This window comes from Desemzia sp. C1, from assembly GCF_020882875.1.
GTDB lineage: Bacteria > Bacillota > Bacilli > Lactobacillales > Carnobacteriaceae > Desemzia > Desemzia incerta.
In genome coordinates this window covers 608,412-629,870 of record NZ_JAJIZP010000003.1, presented here as the reverse complement: position 1 = coordinate 629,870, position 21,459 = coordinate 608,412, and the positions used below count along the sequence as shown (strand labels likewise).

The 21,459-nt window shown below is 41.9% G+C and carries 14 protein-coding genes, 24 tRNA genes and 3 rRNA genes; 38 read left to right on the top strand and 3 right to left on the bottom strand.

The genetic code is table 11. From position 1 onward, the window contains the following. Window positions 1-284 precede the first annotated feature (284 nt). The 5 genes from LMF32_RS03515 (at window position 285) to LMF32_RS03495 (ending at window position 3,612) form a co-directional block, all read left to right on the top strand. On the top strand, window positions 285-791 hold the full coding sequence (locus LMF32_RS03515) for a cupin domain-containing protein (RefSeq protein ID WP_092480703.1): 507 nt from the start codon (window positions 285-287) through the stop codon (window positions 789-791). Window positions 792-815: 24 nt separating this feature from the next. Then, window positions 816-1,235: a lipocalin-like domain-containing protein gene (locus LMF32_RS03510; RefSeq protein WP_092480702.1), complete on the top strand. Its 420-nt coding sequence runs from the start codon at window positions 816-818 to the stop codon at window positions 1,233-1,235. A gap of 191 nt (window positions 1,236-1,426) precedes the next feature. Further along, window positions 1,427-2,752, top strand: a complete 1,326-nt coding sequence (locus tag LMF32_RS03505) for an NCS2 family permease (RefSeq protein WP_230523871.1) — start codon at window positions 1,427-1,429, stop codon at window positions 2,750-2,752. Between the two features lie 155 nt (window positions 2,753-2,907). Then, the gene (locus LMF32_RS03500; RefSeq protein ID WP_230523870.1) at window positions 2,908-3,399 is read left to right on the top strand and encodes a DUF2975 domain-containing protein; all 492 of its coding nucleotides are present in this window, start codon (window positions 2,908-2,910) and stop codon (window positions 3,397-3,399) included. Window positions 3,400-3,408: 9 nt separating this feature from the next. Further along, a complete protein-coding gene (locus LMF32_RS03495; protein WP_092480700.1) occupies window positions 3,409-3,612 on the top strand; it encodes a helix-turn-helix transcriptional regulator in 204 nt (67 codons plus the stop codon). Window positions 3,613-3,777: 165 nt separating this feature from the next. On the opposite strand, the gene LMF32_RS03490 is transcribed toward LMF32_RS03495, so the two are convergent. After that, complete coding sequence (locus tag LMF32_RS03490) at window positions 3,778-4,023, bottom strand: hypothetical protein (protein WP_230523869.1); 246 nt, start codon at window positions 4,021-4,023, stop codon at window positions 3,778-3,780. Between the two features lie 114 nt (window positions 4,024-4,137). Further along, window positions 4,138-4,629: a hypothetical protein gene (locus LMF32_RS03485; protein ID WP_230523868.1), complete on the bottom strand. Its 492-nt coding sequence runs from the start codon at window positions 4,627-4,629 to the stop codon at window positions 4,138-4,140. A 660-nt stretch (window positions 4,630-5,289) separates the two neighbouring features. Here LMF32_RS03485 and LMF32_RS03480 point away from each other — a divergent pair. From LMF32_RS03480 to LMF32_RS03330, 31 genes are all read left to right on the top strand, one after another. Then, window positions 5,290-6,840, top strand: a 16S ribosomal RNA gene (locus tag LMF32_RS03480). Between the two features lie 208 nt (window positions 6,841-7,048). Further along, window positions 7,049-9,967 (top strand): 23S ribosomal RNA (locus LMF32_RS03475). Window positions 9,968-10,047: 80 nt separating this feature from the next. Next, window positions 10,048-10,163, top strand: a 5S ribosomal RNA gene (gene rrf, locus LMF32_RS03470). The 16S, 23S and 5S rRNA genes sit together here with 24 tRNA genes alongside, the layout of an rRNA operon. Window positions 10,164-10,174: 11 nt before the next feature. Further along, window positions 10,175-10,248: transfer RNA gene (locus LMF32_RS03465), tRNA-Asn, on the top strand. A gap of 84 nt (window positions 10,249-10,332) precedes the next feature. Next, window positions 10,333-10,408, top strand: a tRNA-Val gene (locus tag LMF32_RS03460). Window position 10,409: 1 nt separating this feature from the next. After that, a tRNA-Lys gene (locus LMF32_RS03455) sits at window positions 10,410-10,482 on the top strand. A gap of 36 nt (window positions 10,483-10,518) precedes the next feature. Further along, window positions 10,519-10,594 (top strand) — tRNA-Thr (locus LMF32_RS03450). A 3-nt stretch (window positions 10,595-10,597) separates the two neighbouring features. Next, window positions 10,598-10,669, top strand: a tRNA-Gly gene (locus tag LMF32_RS03445). A gap of 37 nt (window positions 10,670-10,706) precedes the next feature. After that, window positions 10,707-10,795 (top strand) — tRNA-Leu (locus LMF32_RS03440). An 8-nt stretch (window positions 10,796-10,803) separates the two neighbouring features. After that, window positions 10,804-10,877: transfer RNA gene (locus LMF32_RS03435), tRNA-Arg, on the top strand. Window positions 10,878-10,905: 28 nt separating this feature from the next. Continuing rightward, window positions 10,906-10,979: transfer RNA gene (locus LMF32_RS03430), tRNA-Pro, on the top strand. A 10-nt stretch (window positions 10,980-10,989) separates the two neighbouring features. After that, window positions 10,990-11,062, top strand: a tRNA-Ala gene (locus tag LMF32_RS03425). A gap of 28 nt (window positions 11,063-11,090) precedes the next feature. Continuing rightward, window positions 11,091-11,164 (top strand) — tRNA-Met (locus LMF32_RS03420). Window positions 11,165-11,187: 23 nt separating this feature from the next. Further along, window positions 11,188-11,277 (top strand) — tRNA-Ser (locus tag LMF32_RS03415). 36 nt (window positions 11,278-11,313) lie between these two features. Next, a tRNA-Met gene (locus LMF32_RS03410) sits at window positions 11,314-11,386 on the top strand. 36 nt (window positions 11,387-11,422) lie between these two features. Then, window positions 11,423-11,495: transfer RNA gene (locus LMF32_RS03405), tRNA-Asp, on the top strand. A 5-nt stretch (window positions 11,496-11,500) separates the two neighbouring features. Beyond that, window positions 11,501-11,571: transfer RNA gene (locus LMF32_RS03400), tRNA-Gly, on the top strand. A gap of 8 nt (window positions 11,572-11,579) precedes the next feature. Then, window positions 11,580-11,653: transfer RNA gene (locus LMF32_RS03395), tRNA-Ile, on the top strand. A 39-nt stretch (window positions 11,654-11,692) separates the two neighbouring features. Next, a tRNA-Ser gene (locus LMF32_RS03390) sits at window positions 11,693-11,780 on the top strand. 32 nt (window positions 11,781-11,812) lie between these two features. Beyond that, window positions 11,813-11,884: transfer RNA gene (locus tag LMF32_RS03385), tRNA-Glu, on the top strand. A gap of 24 nt (window positions 11,885-11,908) precedes the next feature. Then, window positions 11,909-11,981 (top strand) — tRNA-Val (locus LMF32_RS03380). 36 nt (window positions 11,982-12,017) lie between these two features. Further along, a tRNA-Phe gene (locus LMF32_RS03375) sits at window positions 12,018-12,090 on the top strand. 5 nt (window positions 12,091-12,095) lie between these two features. After that, window positions 12,096-12,176, top strand: a tRNA-Tyr gene (locus tag LMF32_RS03370). Between the two features lie 17 nt (window positions 12,177-12,193). After that, window positions 12,194-12,266, top strand: a tRNA-His gene (locus LMF32_RS03365). Between the two features lie 7 nt (window positions 12,267-12,273). Beyond that, a tRNA-Gln gene (locus LMF32_RS03360) sits at window positions 12,274-12,345 on the top strand. Between the two features lie 16 nt (window positions 12,346-12,361). Further along, window positions 12,362-12,432, top strand: a tRNA-Cys gene (locus tag LMF32_RS03355). A 37-nt stretch (window positions 12,433-12,469) separates the two neighbouring features. Further along, window positions 12,470-12,554 (top strand) — tRNA-Leu (locus LMF32_RS03350). A gap of 234 nt (window positions 12,555-12,788) precedes the next feature. Beyond that, the gene (locus LMF32_RS03345; protein ID WP_230523867.1) at window positions 12,789-14,102 is read left to right on the top strand and encodes an ISL3 family transposase; all 1,314 of its coding nucleotides are present in this window, start codon (window positions 12,789-12,791) and stop codon (window positions 14,100-14,102) included. A 208-nt stretch (window positions 14,103-14,310) separates the two neighbouring features. After that, window positions 14,311-15,234 carry an alpha/beta hydrolase gene (locus LMF32_RS03340; RefSeq protein ID WP_230523866.1) on the top strand — a complete coding sequence of 308 codons (924 nt, stop codon included), beginning with the start codon at window positions 14,311-14,313 and terminating at the stop codon, window positions 15,232-15,234. 27 nt (window positions 15,235-15,261) lie between these two features. Beyond that, window positions 15,262-16,668: an alcohol acetyltransferase gene (locus LMF32_RS03335; protein WP_230523865.1), complete on the top strand. Its 1,407-nt coding sequence runs from the start codon at window positions 15,262-15,264 to the stop codon at window positions 16,666-16,668. Further along, window positions 16,668-17,333: a DUF6320 domain-containing protein gene (locus LMF32_RS03330; protein WP_230523864.1), complete on the top strand. Its 666-nt coding sequence runs from the start codon at window positions 16,668-16,670 to the stop codon at window positions 17,331-17,333. Before LMF32_RS03335 ends, LMF32_RS03330 begins: the two co-directional genes overlap by 1 nt. A 33-nt stretch (window positions 17,334-17,366) precedes the next feature. On the opposite strand, the gene LMF32_RS03325 is transcribed toward LMF32_RS03330, so the two are convergent. Further along, window positions 17,367-18,554: a MalY/PatB family protein gene (locus tag LMF32_RS03325; protein WP_230523863.1), complete on the bottom strand. Its 1,188-nt coding sequence runs from the start codon at window positions 18,552-18,554 to the stop codon at window positions 17,367-17,369. Between the two features lie 221 nt (window positions 18,555-18,775). Between LMF32_RS03325 and pepF the strand changes: the two genes are divergently transcribed. Together pepF and LMF32_RS03315 are read left to right on the top strand one after the other, a co-directional pair. Continuing rightward, window positions 18,776-20,584 carry an oligoendopeptidase F gene (gene pepF / locus LMF32_RS03320; RefSeq protein WP_230523862.1) on the top strand — a complete coding sequence of 603 codons (1,809 nt, stop codon included), beginning with the start codon at window positions 18,776-18,778 and terminating at the stop codon, window positions 20,582-20,584. Between the two features lie 16 nt (window positions 20,585-20,600). Beyond that, the gene (locus LMF32_RS03315; RefSeq protein ID WP_230523861.1) at window positions 20,601-21,368 is read left to right on the top strand and encodes a MurR/RpiR family transcriptional regulator; all 768 of its coding nucleotides are present in this window, start codon (window positions 20,601-20,603) and stop codon (window positions 21,366-21,368) included. The last annotated feature ends 91 nt before the right edge of the window (window positions 21,369-21,459 follow it).

The following is a 21,459-nucleotide window of genomic DNA, read 5'->3' as shown; positions in this document are numbered from 1 at the left end:
ATGAGCTCTTGCCACTGTAACGGCTGATTGTTTCATAACATAATCAGCAATATGGTTGTGTTCCACAACAGCACTCAAAATTTATTATACCATTGCATATGCAGGAAGATATAATTTTTTTCGAACTCAAAAAGTGAATTTTTATTTATCCTATAGAAAATCGTCATTTTTTTCCATTGTTTTGTCTTGGAAAAAGCTTGTTGCACATGGAAATAGGCGGAAATTTTCGACTGAAATAATAGGTTTGTTTATACTTAAGGTATATAAGAGAGGAGAATCTATCAATGGCGAAATATTTTACGATTCAAGAAAACAAACCCTTTCCCAACAGCACTTTAACTGTTATATACTATCCAGAAAGTATTGCAGACAAACTGAATAGAGAAGACACTTCGCAAAAAGTGTTGTCATTCTTTGAACAGAATGGATACACCAACGGATGGGTCGGCAGTATTTATACCTATCACCACTTCCACTCAAACACTCATGAAGTGTTGGCATGTATTTCAGGAGATGCAGAAGTGCAACTTGGCGGACCAAATGCAGAAATCTATTCATTTAAAGCAGGTGATGTCGTGCTCCTTCCGGCAGGAGTTGCGCATAAATTGATAACAGCTTCAAAAGATTTTCAAATCATAGGAGCTTATCCTGATGGCAAAGAACCCGATATGCAAAGAGGCGATCTAGAGCACTACTCAGAGATTAAGGAAAGAATCCGACAAGTGAGTAAACCGAAATATGATCCAGTGAAACATCTAGAAGGCGGAGTAATAAAGAATTGGAAAGAATAAAGTATTCATCAGGAGGAAATAATAATGGGGAAACTTCAAGAATTGATATCAGGAACGACTTGGACATTAGAATCCTTTCAGTCACAAGGCAAAAATGGAGAAATCGTTTATCCATTAGGAAAAGAAGCTGAAGGATTCATCACTTTTACTCCAGAAAACATGATTTCAGTCCATATTATGACAGTTGAAGACCAGTCTAGTGATAAAGGAAACTTTTTAACAGATGCAGAAGAGAAAATGGCTGAATTGGGTTATCACGCTTACGCTGGGGAATTTCAAATCGACGAAATAGCACAGACGCTTACCACTCATGTAGCCGTCAGTTTGCTTTCTTCGTATGTAGGAACGAATCAAGTTCGTTCTGTAAAATTGGCAAATGGGAAATTGCACTTATCTAATGTGCAGCATCCAGAAAGAAAATTGGTATGGAAAAGAGTAGAGTGAGAATTACTTCTAGAGAATGAGAATATTGACTATTTCTTCTATATTTGAATAAAAAATAAAAAACTAATGACACTGGAAAAAATTGGTTTGATACTTGCACAACCGATAGCTATAATGAGAACAAAATAACAGCAGGAAAAAGTTAGCAAGATATTGTTGAGGCTGCGTCTAAAGGAGAAGTGGGAAAAACCATGAGTCATAAACAGAGTTCTATGAGTGTGTCTATCCAGGATTTTGTCAAACGAAGATTTAATATTGTAGAGGAAGAGAGTACGATCAAAACGGAACTCTTAGCGGGAATGACTAGTTTCATCTCAGTTTCGTATATCATTGCGGTCAATGCTTCTGTCTTAAGTACTACAGGAATGAATTATGCTGCAGTCACGGTAGCTACAGTATTGAGTTCAGTGATCGGCTGTTTGCTGATGGCTTTTTTAGCCAACTCGCCTTTGATTATTACTCCGGGAATGGGTGACAATGCTTTTTTTGCTTTTACATTAGTAGGAGCGTTTGGGCTCACAAGTCCTCAAGCCTTGACCGTAGTACTAGTAGTAGGAATCTTATTTACTATTATTGCAGCATCAAAAATCGCTCCTAAACTAGCTTCGGCCATACCAGGAACTTTAGTATCTGGTATGAGTGTAGCCATTGGTTTTTTTATTATGTTTTTAGGCTTAAAAGACGGCGGGATTATTGTCGGAAACGAAGGAACCTTAGTTGCGTTAGGAAATTTAAATGATCCTTTGCCTCTGACAACTATAGTGTCGCTGATTATCGCGTTGATTTTATTTGAGCGGAAAGTACCAGCCAACTTTCTATTGAGTATTGTAGCAGGAACTTTGGTCGGGATCGCAACAGGTATTGTCAACCTTTCTGAGATCAGTTCGTTTTCCTTATCCTTAAAACCTTTTGCAAATGGAATAGCACAATTTGATTTCAGCCAAATGTCAAATCCTAGTTTTTGGATAGCCGTGTTCGCTTTGTTAATGATGGTACTCTTTCAAAACCTGGGTTCTCAACTGAGCATGCTGCCGGATCGTACTAAATTGCCAAAAGCGTATTTAGCAAATGGTATTTCTGTCTTAGCTGCTTCAGTGATGAGCTGTAATTCGACTTGTACTTCAGCTGAAGGTGCTACAGGAGTAGCGGCTGGAGGAAAAACTGGACTGACTTCCTTAACAGCTGGTCTATTATTTATTCCGGCACTGTTTATTTTGCCAATTCTAAGTTTGATTCCTATGAGTGCAGTCGCGCCCATTTTGATTATCGTTGGAGTCAGTATGGTTCAAGGAAACATCAAAAAAATCCCATTTGATCATTTTTCAGATGCCTTTCCAGCGATGTTTACAGTGATTATGACGGTGTTAACATTCAACATTGCAGATGGAATAGCATTTGGCTTCATTTCTTACACACTTTTGAAAATCGTGAAAAATGAGACAAAAGAACTAACTGGAATGACTATACTGCTGTCGATAGTATTTGTGATTTATTTTGTACTAAATTATCTTGTATAGAAAAAAAACTAAGAGCCTGATTGCAGAAAAACTGTAATCAGGCTCTTTCATTTATTTAAGAAAGGTATAATAAAATGAAATTCAATAATTATTTATTGATAAACGATAAATAATTTGGTAAACTCATGTCAAATGTTAGTAGGAGGAAGTTGAGAATGAAACAAAAATCAACATGGTTATTGAAGTTGGCTGTTGTGTTGATGGCGACACCGCCTTTAGCCTTAACAGGATTACTATGGTTTGAAATAGGAAAGACAGCTTATAAAGAAGCGACAGATGGAGCGACTTTAGGGTATATTATCCTGGGAATCTTATTTCTCGTAACGATTTCTTTGATTCCTTATCTTGCAGCTCTATCCCAGTCATTTAAGTTGCTGCATTATATAGATGTAAGTAAAGCGTTCTCTGAACTTTCAGTTGCAGCCTTAAAGAAAATAAAAAAAAGTGCTTTAGTCATCAGCGGGATTTATGTCTTGGCTCTTCCATTAGTAGCAATGGTGGCAGAATGGGATGATGCTCCTGGGTTGATCATCATAGGAATGCTGCCGATTTTTGCTGCAGTTGTCATTAGTATCTTTGCGGCTGTACTAGAGCGGCTATTGAAAGAAGCTATCGAAATAAAAACAGAGAATGAATTAACAGTCTGAGGTGAAATTATGGCGATTCGAATCAATCTTGATGTCATGTTGGCAAAAAGAAAAATGAGTGTGACGGAACTTTCTGAAAAAGTAGGTATCACTATGGCGAATATATCGATTTTAAAAAATGGGAAAGCAAAAGCTATTCGATTTTCTACATTAGAGTCTATATGTAAAGTATTAGACTGTCAGCCAGGGGATATTTTAGAGTATGAAGAGTAATGAAAAACAGCAGGTGTCTATAACCAGGGACGCCTGCTGCTTTTTAGTTTTCATTGTCTTTAGCAGGAGTAAAACTTTTATCGAAATAGATCAATCCAACCCCAATAAAATAAATCAGCATTAAAAATAAAAACCAAAATACTTTACTGTTGAAAATGACCAGCACTAATCCAAATAATAAAAAAAGGTAAGCCAAATTTTTCTGTTGTGTTTGTAAACCTGATAGAAGCTGAACCATAAAATAAACAGCAATGTGATTCCTAGAAGAATAAAAAAGAACAGTCCAGAATTATCTGTAACGCCTTCTATTAAACCAAAATTTAAACGGAACAAACCGTAAAGTGCGAACAAAATAAAGGTAGAAATCAAAGTGTTAAACATGAACAAAATGGTCAATCCAAATAAACGCATAGTTTTACACCACCTAAAGAATTCATCTAATAGGAAAGACTTTAAAGAAAAAGGGAGTTGAAAAACAGAAAAACTTTTCTCTGCTTCTCAACTCCTTTTAAATACAATTCTTTTTTATTCCACTGCAAAAGTAACTTTTTCTGCACGGTCTGCATCGTCTAAATTAACATCTGTCTGTCCAACTTCTAAGCGGTCATCTGCTACAAAGTAATAAACTTGGTTTTCAGAAAGTCCGCCTTCCATAGTGTACTCAAAATCCAAAGTGTCAGTTAAAGGAATTTCTTCCATAACTTCTCCATCTTGAACTAAAAAGAGTTTATCCCCACCTTCAATATAACCAGTCACAGCGTAACTTCCGTCTTCAGAAAGCAAAGCGGTATAACCTTCATCTGTCCATTCTACGCCTGTGTTGAAATCAAGAGATACTGATGGACGCTCATCTTCAGAGCTGCTTTCAGTAATTTGATTCATGATTTCATCTGGACTTGCAACGGTAGACTCGGTACTTTCAGCTGTTTCTTCATTTGGACTGTCTGCTTCTTCATTTCCGCAAGCAAAAAGAGAAAGTGAAATAACAGCTAATGGACCGATCAATCTTTTTAACATTTAATAATTCCCCCTTAAAATAGTAACAAAAACAGTATAGCATAAGCATTATTTACAATAAAATAAAAAATGATATATATCTATGTTTTTTTACATCTTATACTAATGGAAACCACATTTTTTGAAACTAAGAAAACAGCGATTTCAATATTGATAGATGAATAATGAATAAATAATCATAAAAGACTTCATCATGAGAATCAAAAGGAATAGAGAGAAAGAAGTTTAAGGAAAGTGAGATAGGGGTTAAAACAACTGTTTGGTGAGTTTCTTCTGTAATATAACCAGAAAAAGAATGTGTTTTGGAAAAAAAGATATTCAATATAAATTGAAAAAAGTATAAAAATACAGTTGATGTTTTTTTAAAACGATGATAATATATAGAAGTTGTCAGAGAAACACAGCAACACGAAGCAAAAATAAAAATAAATTTCGAAAAAAGTTGTTGACTTCCAGTCAAACAGCTGATATTATTAAGTAGTTGTCAAAACGACAACGAAACACGAAATTAGACCTTTGAAAACTAAACAAAGTAAGACGAACCAAACGTGTAAGGAGTTTCGGCAAGTGCTGAAACAACAACATTAGTGAATAATTATTCGCTAGCAATCAATTAATGAGCTTCAAGCATCATTAAGCAGTCACCTTCGGGTGACGACTTTATATGAGAGTTTGATCCTGGCTCAGGACGAACGCTGGCGGCGTGCCTAATACATGCAAGTCGAACGCTTCCTGCCGGTGCTTGCACCGGGAAAGAAGAGTGGCGGACGGGTGAGTAACACGTGGGTAACCTACCTACAAGCGGGGGATAACATTCGGAAACGGATGCTAATACCGCATAGATCTTTTTGTCTCCTGGCAGAAAGAAGAAAGACGGTTTCGGCTGTCACTTGTAGATGGACCCGCGGCGCATTAGTTAGTTGGTGAGGTAATGGCTCACCAAGACGATGATGCGTAGCCGACCTGAGAGGGTGATCGGCCACACTGGGACTGAGACACGGCCCAGACTCCTACGGGAGGCAGCAGTAGGGAATCTTCCGCAATGGACGAAAGTCTGACGGAGCAACGCCGCGTGAGTGAAGAAGGTTTTCGGATCGTAAAACTCTGTTGTTAGAGAAGAACAAGGATGAGAGTAACTGCTCGTCCCTTGACGGTATCTAACCAGAAAGCCATGGCTAACTACGTGCCAGCAGCCGCGGTAATACGTAGATGGCAAGCGTTGTCCGGATTTATTGGGCGTAAAGCGAGCGCAGGCGGTTCTTTAAGTCTGATGTGAAAGCCCCTGGCTCAACCAGGGAGGGTCATTGGAAACTGGAGAACTTGAGTGCAGAAGAGGAAAGTGGAATTCCATGTGTAGCGGTGAAATGCGTAGATATATGGAGGAACACCAGTGGCGAAGGCGACTTTCTGGTCTGTAACTGACGCTGAGGCTCGAAAGCATGGGGAGCAAACAGGATTAGATACCCTGGTAGTCCATGCCGTAAACGATGAGTGCTAAGTGTTGGAGGGTTTCCGCCCTTCAGTGCTGCAGCTAACGCATTAAGCACTCCGCCTGGGGAGTACGACCGCAAGGTTGAAACTCAAAGGAATTGACGGGGGCCCGCACAAGCGGTGGAGCATGTGGTTTAATTCGAAGCAACGCGAAGAACCTTACCAGGTCTTGACATCCTTTGACCACTCTAGAGATAGAGCTTTCCCTTCGGGGACAAAGTGACAGGTGGTGCATGGTTGTCGTCAGCTCGTGTCGTGAGATGTTGGGTTAAGTCCCGCAACGAGCGCAACCCTTATTATTAGTTGCCAGCATTCAGTTGGGCACTCTAGTGAGACTGCCGGTGATAAACCGGAGGAAGGTGGGGATGACGTCAAATCATCATGCCCCTTATGACCTGGGCTACACACGTGCTACAATGGATGGTACAACGAGTCGCAAAACCGCGAGGTTAAGCTAATCTCTTAAAGCCATTCTCAGTTCGGATTGTAGGCTGCAATTCGCCTACATGAAGCCGGAATCGCTAGTAATCGCGGATCAGAACGCCGCGGTGAATACGTTCCCGGGCCTTGTACACACCGCCCGTCACACCACGAGAGTTTGTAACACCCAAAGTCGGTGAGGTAACCTTCGGGAGCCAGCCGCCTAAGGTGGGACAGATAATTGGGGTGAAGTCGTAACAAGGTAGCCGTATCGGAAGGTGCGGCTGGATCACCTCCTTTCTAAGGATATAACGGAACTTTACACGGTTCGCTTTTACTTTGTTTAGTTTTGAGAGGTTTAGTCTCTCAGAACTTTGTTCTTTGAAAACTGGATATTGTCTAATAGAAACATTTAAGTAAGAAAACCGAGAAAACACCGCGTTTTAAATGAGTTTTTTTAATGTTCTTATCGTAAGATAAAACAAGTAATACCAATTTAGTAATGATAGGTTAAGTTACTAAGGGCGCACGGTGGATGCCTTGGCACTAGAAGCCGATGAAGGACGGGACGAACTCCGATATGCTTTGGGGAGCTGTAAGTAAGCTTTGATCCAGAGATTTCCGAATGGGGGAACCCAGCATCTTTAATAGGATGTTACTGCTGACTGAATACATAGGTCAGTAGAGGTAGACGCAGAGAACTGAAACATCTAAGTACCTGCAGGAAGAGAAAGAAAATTCGATTCCCTGAGTAGCGGCGAGCGAAACGGGAAGAGCCCAAACCAGAAAGCTTGCTTTCTGGGGTTGTAGGACTGAACACATAGAGTCATAAATGAACGTCGTAGAAGAAGCGTCCTGGAAAGGACTGCCGAAGAAGGTAAAAGCCCTGTATTCGAAACGACTTTCACTCTGATCAGTATCCTGAGTACGGCGGAACACGAGAAATTCCGTCGGAATCCGGGAGGACCATCTCCCAAGGCTAAATACTCTCTAGTGACCGATAGTGAACCAGTACCGTGAGGGAAAGGTGAAAAGAACCCCGGAAGGGGAGTGAAATAGCACCTGAAACCGTGTGCTTACAAATAGTTAGAGCCCGTTAATGGGTGATAGCGTGCCTTTTGTAGAATGAACCGGCGAGTTACGATTACATGCGAGGTTAAGTTGAATAGACGGAGCCGTAGCGAAAGCGAGTCTGAATAGGGCGAATGAGTATGTGGTCGTAGACCCGAAACCAAGTGATCTACCCATGTCCAGGTTGAAGGTGTGGTAAAACGCACTGGAGGACCGAACCCACGTACGTTGAAAAGTGCGGGGATGAGGTGTGGGTAGCGGAGAAATTCCAATCGAACTTGGAGATAGCTGGTTCTCTCCGAAATAGCTTTAGGGCTAGCCTCGGAATGTAGAATCATGGAGGTAGAGCAACTGTTTGAACTAGGGCCCCTTATCGGGGTACCGAATTCTGATAAACTCCGAATGCCATTGATTCATGTCCGGGAGTCAGACTGCGAGTGATAAGATCCGTAGTCGAAAGGGAAACAGCCCAGACCACCAGTTAAGGTCCCAAAGTTTATGTTAAGTGGAAAAGGATGTGGGGTTGCTTAGACAACTAGGATGTTGGCTTAGAAGCAGCCATCATTTAAAGAGTGCGTAATAGCTCACTAGTCGAGTGACCCTGCGCCGAAAATTTACCGGGGCTAAACATAACACCGAAACTGTGGATAGAACCATTGGTTCTATGGTAGGAGAGCGTTCTAAGGGCGTTGAAGCTAGATCGTGAGGACTAGTGGAGCGCTTAGAAGTGAGAATGCCGGTATGAGTAGCGAAAGACGGGTGAGAATCCCGTCCACCGAATGACTAAGGTTTCCTGGGGAAGGCTCGTCCTCCCAGGGTTAGTCGGGACCTAAGCTGAGGCCGAATGGCGTAGGCGATGGCCAACAGGTTGATATTCCTGTACCTGTTTGTTTTGTTTGAGCAATGGAGGGACACAGGAGGCTAAGAAATGCGTGCTGCTGGATATGCACGTCCAAGCAATGAGTCTTGAAGTGAGTGAAATGCTTGCTTCTCTAAGGATGAGTTGTGATGGGGAGGGAAATTAAGTACCGAAGTTTCTGATGTCACACTGTCAAGAAAAGCTTCTAGTGAGAAACAAACAGCCCGTACCGCAAACCGACACAGGTAGTCGAGGAGAGAATCCTAAGGTGTGCGAGAGAACTCTCGTTAAGGAACTCGGCAAAATGACCCCGTAACTTCGGGAGAAGGGGTGCTGACCATTGGTCAGCCGCAGTGAATAGGCCCAAGCGACTGTTTATCAAAAACACAGGTCTCTGCTAAATCGAAAGATGACGTATAGGGGCTGACGCCTGCCCGGTGCTGGAAGGTTAAGAGGATGGGTTAGCTTCGGCGAAGCTCAGAATTGAAGCCCCAGTAAACGGCGGCCGTAACTATAACGGTCCTAAGGTAGCGAAATTCCTTGTCGGGTAAGTTCCGACCCGCACGAAAGGCGTAACGATTTGGGCACTGTCTCAACGAGAGACTCGGTGAAATTATAGTACCTGTGAAGATGCAGGTTACCCGCGACAGGACGGAAAGACCCCATGGAGCTTTACTGCAGTTTGATATTGAGTGTCTGTACAGCTTGTACAGGATAGGTAGGAGCTATTGAAGCCAGGACGCCAGTCTTGGTGGAGGCATTGGTGGGATACTACCCTTGCTGTATGGCCACTCTAACCCTCGACCATGATCTGGTCGGGAGACAGTGTCAGACGGGCAGTTTGACTGGGGCGGTCGCCTCCTAAAATGTAACGGAGGCGCCCAAAGGTTCCCTCAGAATGGTTGGAAATCATTCGTAGAGTGTAAAGGCAGAAGGGAGCTTGACTGCGAGACCTACAAGTCGAGCAGGGACGAAAGTCGGGCTTAGTGATCCGGTGGTTCCGCATGGAAGGGCCATCGCTCAACGGATAAAAGCTACCCTGGGGATAACAGGCTTATCTCCCCCAAGAGTCCACATCGACGGGGAGGTTTGGCACCTCGATGTCGGCTCATCGCATCCTGGGGCTGTAGTCGGTCCCAAGGGTTGGGCTGTTCGCCCATTAAAGCGGTACGCGAGCTGGGTTCAGAACGTCGTGAGACAGTTCGGTCCCTATCCGTCGCGGGCGTAGGAAATTTGAGAGGAGCTGTCCTTAGTACGAGAGGACCGGGATGGACACACCGCTGGTGTACCAGTTGTTCTGCCAAGAGCATCGCTGGGTAGCTATGTGTGGAAGGGATAAACGCTGAAAGCATCTAAGCGTGAAGCCCCCCTCAAGATGAGATTTCCCATCACGTAAGTGAGTAAGACCCCTGAGAGATGATCAGGTAGATAGGTTGGAAGTGGAAGTCTAGTGATAGGCGGAGCGGACCAATACTAATCGGTCGAGGACTTAACCAAGATTTTAGGTGGATTCAACGGATCCGAACGAATGCGATATTAGACAAATCCAGTTTTGAGAGCGCAAGGTTCTCAATATGTGTGGTGATGATGGCAAGAAGGTCACACCTGTTCCCATGCCGAACACAGAAGTTAAGCTTCTTAGCGCCGAAGGTAGTGAGGGGTTTCCCCTTGTGAGACTAGGACGTTGCCACGCATAGTTTTTATTCCGCAATAGCTCAGTTGGTAGTAGCGCGTGACTGTTAATCACGATGTCGCAGGTTCGAGTCCTGCTTGCGGAGTCTTGATTAAGTATATCGTTAATCTAGAAAACTGCACTAATCATTAATGAATTAGTGATTAGTTATTTGTTGTGTTTTCATTATGGAGGTTTAGCTCAGTTGGGAGAGCATCTGCCTTACAAGCAGAGGGTCAGCGGTTCGAGCCCGTTAACCTCCACCATGAGTCATTAGCTCAGTTGGTAGAGCATCTGACTTTTAATCAGAGGGTCGCAGGTTCGAATCCTGCATGACTCATAAGTAGGTTAATTACTTACTTATGTTATTACATAAGCCGGCTTAGCTCAGTTGGTAGAGCATCTGATTTGTAATCAGAGGGTCGAGGGTTCAAATCCTTTAGCCGGCACCATTTGCGGAAATAGCTCAGTGGTAGAGCACCACCTTGCCAAGGTGGGGGTCGCGGGTTCGAACCCCGTTTTCCGCTTTCTAGTTTTGCTAGAAACAATAACTTGTTCATTAAAGCCGGGGTGGCGGAACAGGTAGACGCACAGGACTTAAAATCCTGCGGGTAGTGATATCCGTGCCGGTTCGATTCCGGCCCTCGGCACCATTTATTTTGTACCCATAGCTCAATTGGATAGAGTACTTGACTACGAATCAAGCGGTTGCAGGTTCGACTCCTGCTGGGTACATCTCTTTTATAGAGTGTTACAGAGTATACGGGAATTAGCTCAGCTTGGTAGAGCACTTGGTTTGGGACCAAGGGGTCGCAGGTTCGAATCCTGTATTCCCGATTTCTTTCTAGGGGCCTTAGCTCAGCTGGGAGAGCGCCTGCCTTGCACGCAGGAGGTCAGCGGTTCGATCCCGCTAGGCTCCATTGTAACAACCTTTCTTAATTTAATTATGGCGGTGTAGCTCAGATGGCTAGAGCGTCCGGTTCATACCCGGGAGGTCGTGGGTTCGATCCCCTCCGCCGCTACTTTTAATACTTACCTAAGTCATGGAGGATTACCCAAGTCCGGCTGAAGGGAACGGTCTTGAAAACCGTCAGGTGTGTAAAAGCACGCAAGGGTTCGAATCCCTTATCCTCCTTAACTCACTTTTTGTGGGTAGAAACATTTATATTATCGCGGGGTGGAGCAGTTGGCAGCTCGTCGGGCTCATAACCCGAAGGTCACAGGTTCAAGTCCTGTCCCCGCAATATATTGCTCTATAAGCAATAGAAAATAGCAACAAAGGTCTCGTGGTGTAGGGGTTAACATGTCTGCCTGTCACGCAGAAGATCGCGGGTTCGATTCCCGTCGAGACCGTTTATGCGGGTGTAGTTTAGTGGTAAAACCTCAGCCTTCCAAGCTGATGATGGGAGTTCGATTCTCCTCACCCGCTTTTTTTATGGGCCTATAGCTCAGCTGGTTAGAGCGCACGCCTGATAAGCGTGAGGTCGATGGTTCGAGTCCATTTAGGCCCATTGCATAAACATAAATTTAAGTAAACTTTTTCGTTGATTGGGGAAGTACTCAAGTGGCTGAAGAGGCGCCCCTGCTAAGGGTGTAGGTCGCTAACGCGGCGCGAGGGTTCAAATCCCTCCTTCTCCGTTTTATGTTCATTGTAATTTATTTATCATACTGGCCCGTTGGTCAAGCGGTTAAGACACCGCCCTTTCACGGCGGTAACACGGGTTCGAATCCCGTACGGGTCATTTATTTGCAACAACCTTATCTTTGGAGGTTTAGCTCAGTTGGGAGAGCATCTGCCTTACAAGCAGAGGGTCAGCGGTTCGAGCCCGTTAACCTCCATTGGTTCCAGAATACATAAACGAAAACTTCTAAGTTGGCTCGGTAGCTCAGTTGGTAGAGCACTTGATTGAAGCTCAAGGTGTCGGCGGTTCGATTCCGTCCCGAGCCATTGTTGGAGGGGTAGCGAAGTGGCTAAACGCGGCGGACTGTAAATCCGCTCCTTCGGGTTCGGCAGTTCGAATCTGCCCCCCTCCATTTTTTATTTTATTATGGCGATTGTGGTGAAGTGGTTAACACACCGGCTTGTGGCGCCGGCATTCGTGGGTTCGATCCCCATCAGTCGCCCCTTTAATGGGCTATAGCCAAGCGGTAAGGCAAGGGACTTTGACTCCCTCATGCGCTGGTTCGAATCCAGCTAGCCCAGTTTTTTAATATATTTTGGCGGTATAGCCAAGTGGTAAGGCAGAGGTCTGCAAAACCTTCATCACCGGTTCAAATCCGGTTACCGCCTTGTTTTATAAGTGATAAAATTTGTAGGCAAAACACATGCCGGCGTGGCGGAATTGGTAGACGCGCTGGACTCAAAATCCAGTGCCCGTTGAGGGCGTGCCGGTTCGATTCCGGCCGCCGGTATTAAACACAACGATAGACTTTAATACGTACTTCAAACTAACAACTTGTTCAGTTTGAAGTACGTATTTTTTTTACCTAAAATTAAATAAGTCTCCCCATAGAAAAAGAGGTTCTATAATAAATACGGTTGATGGATAATTTTTCCACCAACCGTATTTTTTCGTATGTAATGAAAAAAGAACGTATCTCCGATATAATTTAATCGCCAAACCAAATTAAAGGAGATACGTCCATATGCAACAGTTTATCGCAAATACACTGCAATTAAAAGACAAAAATATTTATTTTGATGGAGAAACCGTTGAAGAAAAGATGTATAAAGGTCGACGCTCGTTGTTTTATCATGCTCAGTTATCCTATATTCCAGAAAGATGTCCTGAATGTGGGACTAAAAACGAGCACTATTCTATTGTAAAAAATGGCACTAGAACATCGCGTCTAACGCTAATGCATGTGTCTGGCCTACCGGCCTACTTAATGTTAAAGAAACAACGTTTCTTCTGTAAAAAATGCCTCTCTGCTTTTACTGCTCAAACAGCTATTGTCGATCAAGACTGCTTTGTCTCTACTCGTGTCAAACAACACATCGCCGATCAAGCAACGAAAATAAAATCTGTGAAAATGATTGCTGAAGAACATTCGGTATCTTGGAATACGGTGCATCGCGTCATCATTCAAACGGCTGAAAAACTAAAAATTCGACCGGTTTCTTCTTTGCCGGATCACCTCAGTTTTGATGAATTTAAAAGTGTCAACTCGGTTAAATTTTCGATGAGTTTTATTTATTGTGATGCGCTGACCCATAGGGTTGTAGATGTTGTAGCGAATAGACAAAAAGGTGAGTTATTGCGTTATTTCCAACGGTTCTCATTACCTGTCCGAAAAAAAGTAAAGACGGTAACGATTGATATGTACGAACCTTACATCCAATTAATTCCGGCTCTCTTTCCCAATGCAGCGATTATTTTTGATCGCTTTCATATCGTTCAGGCTTTAAACAGAGAGCTAAATAAATGCAGAGTAACCGTCATGAATGAATACCGCTATAAAGATGGCCGTCTTTATAATAAATATAAAAGATACTGGAAACTGCCTTTAAAATCTGAAACCCTGTTAACTTCTTCCAAGTATGCTAAGTTTAAGCTTTTCGATTACTTAACTAATACGCAATCTATTGTGGATTACTTAATGTCGTTCAATGAAACTTTAAAAGAAACATATACTGTGATTCAAAATCTGCGTTACGCTTTAACAAATAATCAGTGGGAACACTTTACATATGTTCTCAACCAAGCAAAAATCAAACCCATTTCAAGAGGATTGCAACGGGTACTCAGAACGTTGAGAAAACACCTCAAACTTGTCCAGAATACGTTTAAATACCCCCATTTAACAAATGGTCCTATCGAAGGAATCAATAATAAAATTAAAGTCCTAAAACGAACGGCGTTCGGTTACCGAAATTACACCAACTTCCGTAATCGGATTTTATTAATGACGCGCTTATATTTACCGGAGAAAGAAAAACAGACTAAGCAAGTTGCCTAGTCTGTGTAAAATTTTCTCATCAACCCTATTTGACGAAGAACCGAAAAAGAAAACGTAGCGGTTTGGGTAGGGGAGTAAGCGGAAGAAAAGATATACGAATAGTTGAGCTGTGTGTTTCAAAATAGAGCCATCTCTAGTAAAATAAAAGAAAACCAACAGGTAACAGAACAGTCATCCAAAAGTATGATGCTGTAGAAGGAGCACACTCATGAATCCATTTTTTAAATTTGTTCTCAAATTGATGTCTTCTCCAAAAATCAATATGCAAGAAGATTATCAGTTTGTCCGCAAGATGCAGCAGCTTTTTTCAAAAGGACCGAAAAAAGGATACATTATTTTGGATCACAAAATTTATTCTAAAAATCACTCGCATGACATACCCGTAAGAGTTTTTCATCCGAAAGAAAAGCGTCATGAAGATGTACTGGTTTTTGTTCATGGCGGAGGTTGGGTAACGGGGAATATTGATACCTACACGACCACTTGCATCAATATGGCTGAATTGACTGGCAGGGTAGTTTACTCAGTCAATTATCGTCTGGCTCCGGAACATCCTTACCCAGCAGGGCTGGAAGATTGTTACCAAGTCATAGATGTCTTATTGAACCATTTGGAATTAACACGGTTAGCGGATGCTTCCAAATTAACGTTGATAGGAGATTCAGCTGGTGCCAATCTCATTGCGGCAGTTTCTTTGAAATTGCGTGATGAAGGAAAAATCGTACCTGCCAAACAGATTTTATTGTATCCCGTCACTTATTGGGATCATACAGAAAATTCGCCTTTCGAGTCTATACGAACAAATGGGTATGATTATGGATTAACTGCTAAAAAAATGCAAGAATATATGGAACTCTATTCACCTGATTTGGAAATCAGACAAAGTGCATATATCTCTCCTTTGATGGCATTTGATTTAAGCCGTCAGCCGGATACACTGATCATTACGGCTGAGTTTGACCCTTTACGAGATGAAGGGGAAGCCTATGGTGAGAAGCTTCAAAGCGCAGGGAATCATGTGGTTATCCATCGGATCAAAGAAATAGTCCACGGGTTCATCACGTATCCTACATTTGTTGAACCGGTAGTGGAAGCTTATGAAGTGATCAATGCATTTTTGGATAGAGAATAGGAATACCGCTTAATGGGGGTGAAACAGGTGAAACAAAAGGAACAACCGAAACAAAAAGAATGGGTACGCTTAGATAATGCATCGAATATTTTTTTGGCTGCGATGTCGACGACCGATACCAAAGTATTCCGTTTGAGTGCGGAAATGCAGGATAAAATAGATCCAATCAGTTTGCAGAAAGCCTTAGAGCAGACCTATGCGCAGTATAAGTTGTACCACAGTGTGTTGCGAAGAGGGATTTTTTGGTATTATTTGCAGCATACAGAAATCATCCCCAAAGTGGCACTGGAAGTTTTAGCACCATGTTCGCAATTGTATCACTTTGACCAAAAAGAGTTGTTGTTTCGAGTGATTTATAATCAAAACCGGGTCCACTTAGAAGTATTTCATGTATTGAGCGATGGAACAGGGGCTTTATGGTTTTTTGAAGACTTGATCAAGGAATATATTTTATTGCGTTATCCTGAATCGTTGGATGTAATAAAGAAAGAGCAAATAGAAGCTAAAGTTCATCATTTGGAAGACAGTTTCGTAACGTACTTCCGTCACAATGGACAACAAACCTTTACGGAGTCTGCACAGTCTGCGCTGCGCAATTTTGCCAGGACCAGCAAAAGAGCAGCTTTTAAATATGGGGAAAAATTCGGTCGTGCTTTACTGAAAGATCGAACTGTCCCTACAAAAAAACGACGAGTTTACCGTATCAAAGGAGAAAAAACAGCTGATAACCGGACAAAGGTGATCGAACTGGAAATGCCGGTAAAAAAAATATTGCATTTAGCGCATCAAGAAGAAGCTACCTTGACCATTTACTTGATTGCCCTATTTTTTGAATCCATTCGAAAATCCAAGTCAGATTTTCAGATAAGAGACACTATAGCTATTTCTGTGCCGGTCAATCTGCGGCAATTTTACCCATCCAATTCAGCCCGCAACTTTTTTAGTACCGTAAAATTAGAATACACGTACACCCAAGAACGTGATCCCCAACTAAAAGAAATTTGTGTATCGTTGGCCAAGCAAATGAGCCAGCAGTTAAGCAAGGAAAGCTTAGAGAGAAGACTGAGTCGATTGATTTCGTATGAATACAATCCAATAAATCGCGTGATACCGAGACCGATAAAAGATGGGGTATTAAAGATCATCAATTACTCCAATAACCGAAACTTGACTGTAGCGATGTCCAACTTAGGCAGAGTGGCATTTCCTCAATCGATTGATGGATATGTCAACAGACTTTATTTTCATACCTCTGCTGTCAGACCTCAGTTTTCGGTTATTAGCCATGGGGATCAGTTGACCATTTCATTTACTTCCCCATTCATTGATACGGATATCCAACAACAATTTGTCAGAGAACTGACCTCTGCCGGGGTAGAAGTAACGCTGGCTGCAAATAAAACACAAGCGGATGAATTAAGGGGGGACTTTTGATGAAGCGTTGTACGCATTGTCAAGTGAGCGTCAAAGGAGATTGGGATCGATGTCCTTTATGCCATCAAGAACTGGAAGCAGACAGCAAAGTGGATTCTATGAGTCCTTATCCGGACGTCCTTTTACGATTTGATAAGAAGAAAGTCATTCAACGATTGATGCTGCTGTCATTACTGATTATTCTAGTGGTATTCACACTGGGGCTGTTCTTTCCTAGTCCGTTAGGTCCGCTGCGAATTTCTTTGTTTGGCATCATGAGTCTGTGGCTCGTTGCATTGATCATCATTCGCAAACGGCGAAATATTGCTAAAGGAATTGTTTACTTGATCGTTTCGACGTCTCTCTTGTGTGTGTATTTAGATTACATGGCAGGTTGGAGTGCGTGGTCAACAACGTATGCAATCCCGATCATTTGTATCAGTGCTTTCATAGCGATGTTCATAGCGGTCAGGATTGTTCACTTAAAAGTCGGGGACTATATCTTGTATCTTTTAACGGCTACGCTGCTCGGATTTCTGCCGGCAACTTTCTTGTTTTTCAATTGGACTACATGGGCTTTTCCCGCACAACTGTCTCTATTGATGAGTATGTTGATGTTTGCTTGGATTATATGGAGACACGGAAAAGATATCTTAACAGAATTGCAAAAACGCGCGCAAATTTAAAAGCCGACTGCAAAAGAATACCGCTGACGACTGTCAGCGGTATTTTTTCATGGTGTCAACCAAGCGTTGCAAGGCTTCCATCAAGACATTGGTGGGAACGGCAAGGTTTAACCGTTCGAACCCATTGCCTTCCGCCCCAAAAATGTACCCTTCATCTCCAAAGACTAGAGCTTCTTCATGCATAATGCGCTCCAATTCTGCTGCTGAAAGGCCGAAAGCATTAAAATCCAGCCATTGTAAAAAGGTGCCTTCTAAGTCGAAAACAGTTACTTCAGGTAATTCTTGATGTAAAAAGGCTTTTAATTTTTGATGATTCGTCCAGATCAATTCTTTAAACTCAATCAACCAAGGCTCTCCTACAGTATAGGCTAGTTCAGTGGCTTTCAAACCGACGACATTAGTGCCGCTGTCTAGACCGACCATTTCCATATCTTCCAAGAATCGTTTTCTTAACTGCTCATCTGAAATGATGATGTTAGAATTTTTCAATCCTGCGAGATTAAAGGATTTGCTGACAGCTGTGGCAGTAATACAGATAGAAGCTGCTTCTTTTGTGACCGTCGCCATAGGAACAAAAGTGTGTCCAGGCATAGCTAAGTCATGATGAATTTCATCAGCTAAGATGATCACATCGTTCGCTTTACAGATTTCTATTACTTTTGCTAATTCTTCTGTTGTCCATACTCTGCCTACAGGATTGTGCGGATTGGAAAACAACAGCAACTTATTTTTAGGATCTTTCGATTTTTCTTCCAAGTCAGAAAAATCAATTTCATAACGAGTTCCTTTTTGAATCAATGAACTTTTAACGATCGTACGTTTTGTTTTTTCGATGGAAGAATAAAAAGGGTAGTATACAGGTGATAAGACTAATACACCATCTTGAGGAGCTGTATAAGCTCTAATAGCAGAATAAAAAGAAGTCACGACCCCAGGAATAGTGATGATCCAGTCTTTTTTGATGGACCATCCGTGCTGTTTTTTCATCCAGTTGATCACTGCGCTATAATATTCTTCGGTAGGCAAATCGTACCCTAAAACAGCAGTATCGAGATAATTTTTTAGCCCTTGAATGATTTCCGGAGCCAACTTCATGTCGACATCCGCAACAGATAATGGATAGATCGTGTCATCCAGAGAAGGATTCCAATGGTTCATCTGGATCCATTTTGCAGAACCAGTTTGTTTTCGATTGATCGGTGTTGTAAAATCATACGTCATTAACAATACCCTCCTAAAACTCCAAATTATCTTCTTCATGCTCATTCTAACATACAAACTAAATTCCTAAGAATAGAAACCCGGCTCTCTCAATCGTATAAGAAAATGAAGAAAGACAGCTTATTTTTTCGATAGAAAGGAGACAAGTTTTCCGGTAAATGTTAAAATGGAATGAAAGATTAGTGAAAGCAAACTTATTTTATTGAACAGGGAGAGATTGGATGACTGAAAAGGGATTACAAGAACGATCTTTAGTACCAGAAGCTTTAACGTGGGATGTATCTGCGATTTACAGTTCACGGGCTGAATTTGATGCAGCAGTGGAAGAGATAAAAGCAGCTGTAGAAAAATTTGCGGAGAAGTTTGAGGGGAAACTATCAACCGCAGAAACCATTAAAGAAGCAATCAAAGAGTATGAAGCCATTTTACAAGTAGAGATGTGGTTGAATTATTACGCTTACTTACCTGTTTCTGCGGATATCTCCGATCCTAAGAATATGGAATTGTACCGATGGATCGGAAACTTGATCGCTGAATGGAGCGGGACATTGAGCTTCTTCCATTCTGAATTGGTCGAAAGTGAAGCGGAGATATTGGACCAAGTAGCAAATGAGGAACCTGATTATGCTGTTTTCATTCAAAAAATCAAAGATGAAAAAGCAATCCACTTAGATTCAGCCGTTGAAAAAGCTTTAGCGCAGCTAGATCCTGTTTTAAGTGCTCCGCAATCGATCTTCGAGCAGATCCGCTCTTCAGATATGGATTTCGGAACATTTACGGCAGAGGGAAAAGAATATCCGCTTAGTTTCGTATTGTATGAAGAATATTACATGTACCATCCGGATACGGCTGTTCGCCGGGCTGCATTTGACAAATTCTCCACAGTATTGGGACAATACCAAAACGTGATGGCTGAAACGTACTACACTCAATTGCAAAAAGAAAAAACGATAGCGACAATGCGCGGGTTTGACTCGATTTTTGACTACTTATTATACAATCAACAAGTCGAACGTGAAATGTATGATCGTCAAATAGATGTGATCATGAAAGACTTAGCACCCGTGATGCAGAAATACATCACTCATGTCAAAGAGGAAAATGGATTAGATAAAATGACGTATGCAGATATCAAGATCGATTTAGATCATGAATTTGCGCCTACCGTTTCCGTTGAAGAATCAAAAGATCTTGTACAAAAGGCTCTTTCGACTTTAGGAACGGATTATGTAGATATGATCATGAGAGCTTATCCAGAACGCTGGGTCGATTTTGCTCAAAATAAAGGGAAGCGCTCAGGCGCGTTTTGCGCAACGGTTTACGGTAAGCATCCATATATCTTGATGTCTTGGACCGATCAACTGACAGATGTGTACACGCTGCTTCATGAACTTGGGCATGCCGGTCAAGGTGTGTTGTCAGGCGCGAACAACTCTATTTTATCGGCTCGGATGTCGTTGTACATGATTGAAGCTCCATCGACTTTCAATGAATTGTTGTTGACGGACTCATTAAAAGAAAGCAGCACAGACCCAAGAATGGAACGTTTCGCATTGACTCGAATGATTTCTAAAACGTATTTCCACAATTACATCACTCATTTATTGGAGGCAGCTTATCAACGAGAAGTCTATAAGCTGATAGATGCTGGACAAGGATTTGATGCTGGCAAATTAAGCGAATTGAAACGTGCCGTTTTAGAAGAGTTCTGGGGCGAAGCAGTAGAAATTAATGACGGTGCCGAGTTGACATGGATGCGTCAAATCCATTATTATATGGGACTGTACTCGTATACTTATTCTGCCGGTTTGACGATTGCTACTCAAGCATTCTTGCGAGTAAAAGAAGAAGGCCAATCCGCAGTAGACGATTGGTTGAAATTCTTAGCTTTAGGCGGTCAATTGAAACCAGCCGAGGCAACTAAAGTAGCAGGAGTAGATATTACTACTACAAAAGCGTTGGATGACACGATCCGCTATTTAAATGAAAGTGTCGATCGGATCATTGCGTTGACAAATGAAATGAATTAAGTTCGGAGGATGACAGGTGATTGACTTAAACAAGTTGGTTGCAGGAAAGCAGCTTACTGAGTTAGACGAGAAGATACTGCATTATGTGATCGATAATATGGATACGGTTTTGCAAATGGGTGTCAGAGAAATTGCACGGGTGAACTTTACTTCCCCGGCATCTATTATTCGGCTGTCGAAAAAATTGGGTTACACAGGCTTTGTAGATATGTATTATCATTTGCTGCCTAAAGTGTCTCATACACAGCAGCCATCAGAAAAAAGTCCCGAAGACATTTTCAAATTCGATTTGGATGATATTTTTCAATACAACTCGAGAGAAAGTGTAGACCGTTTTATTCAGAAAGTCTTAAATCTCAAACAACAATATATTTTTATTTATGCAACAGGTTTTTCTGCGATCGCAGGAGAGTATTTGTATAAGAAATTATTGGTATTGGGCAAGAAAACGATTTTTGCTTCCGGGACGGATTCAATAGGGGTATTTGAAAACAACTTGGAAGACATTGGTGCTTTTGTAGTCATTTCCAAATCAGGAGAGACTCAGCAAGTCATCGACAAGTTAACATCTGCTAAGGAACAGGGCATCTGCACAGTCTCCTTTACGAAAAATGAACCTAATCGAGTAGCAGAATTGTCTGATATCCATTTCAAAATTTATGACCGAAATGAATTGGATGATCGAAACATGCTGCCTAATACATTTTTCCCTAGTTTACTGATGATGTTTGAATATTTGTTTAAAGCTTATTTAGATGAAAAAAACACCGTGCAAGATAAATAAAAGCGAAACGTGTTTCTGTTTTAGGAAACACGTTTTTTTGTGGTCGTTTTACCTGTACAAGAAAGGGGTTTCATCATAAGATAAGGACAGC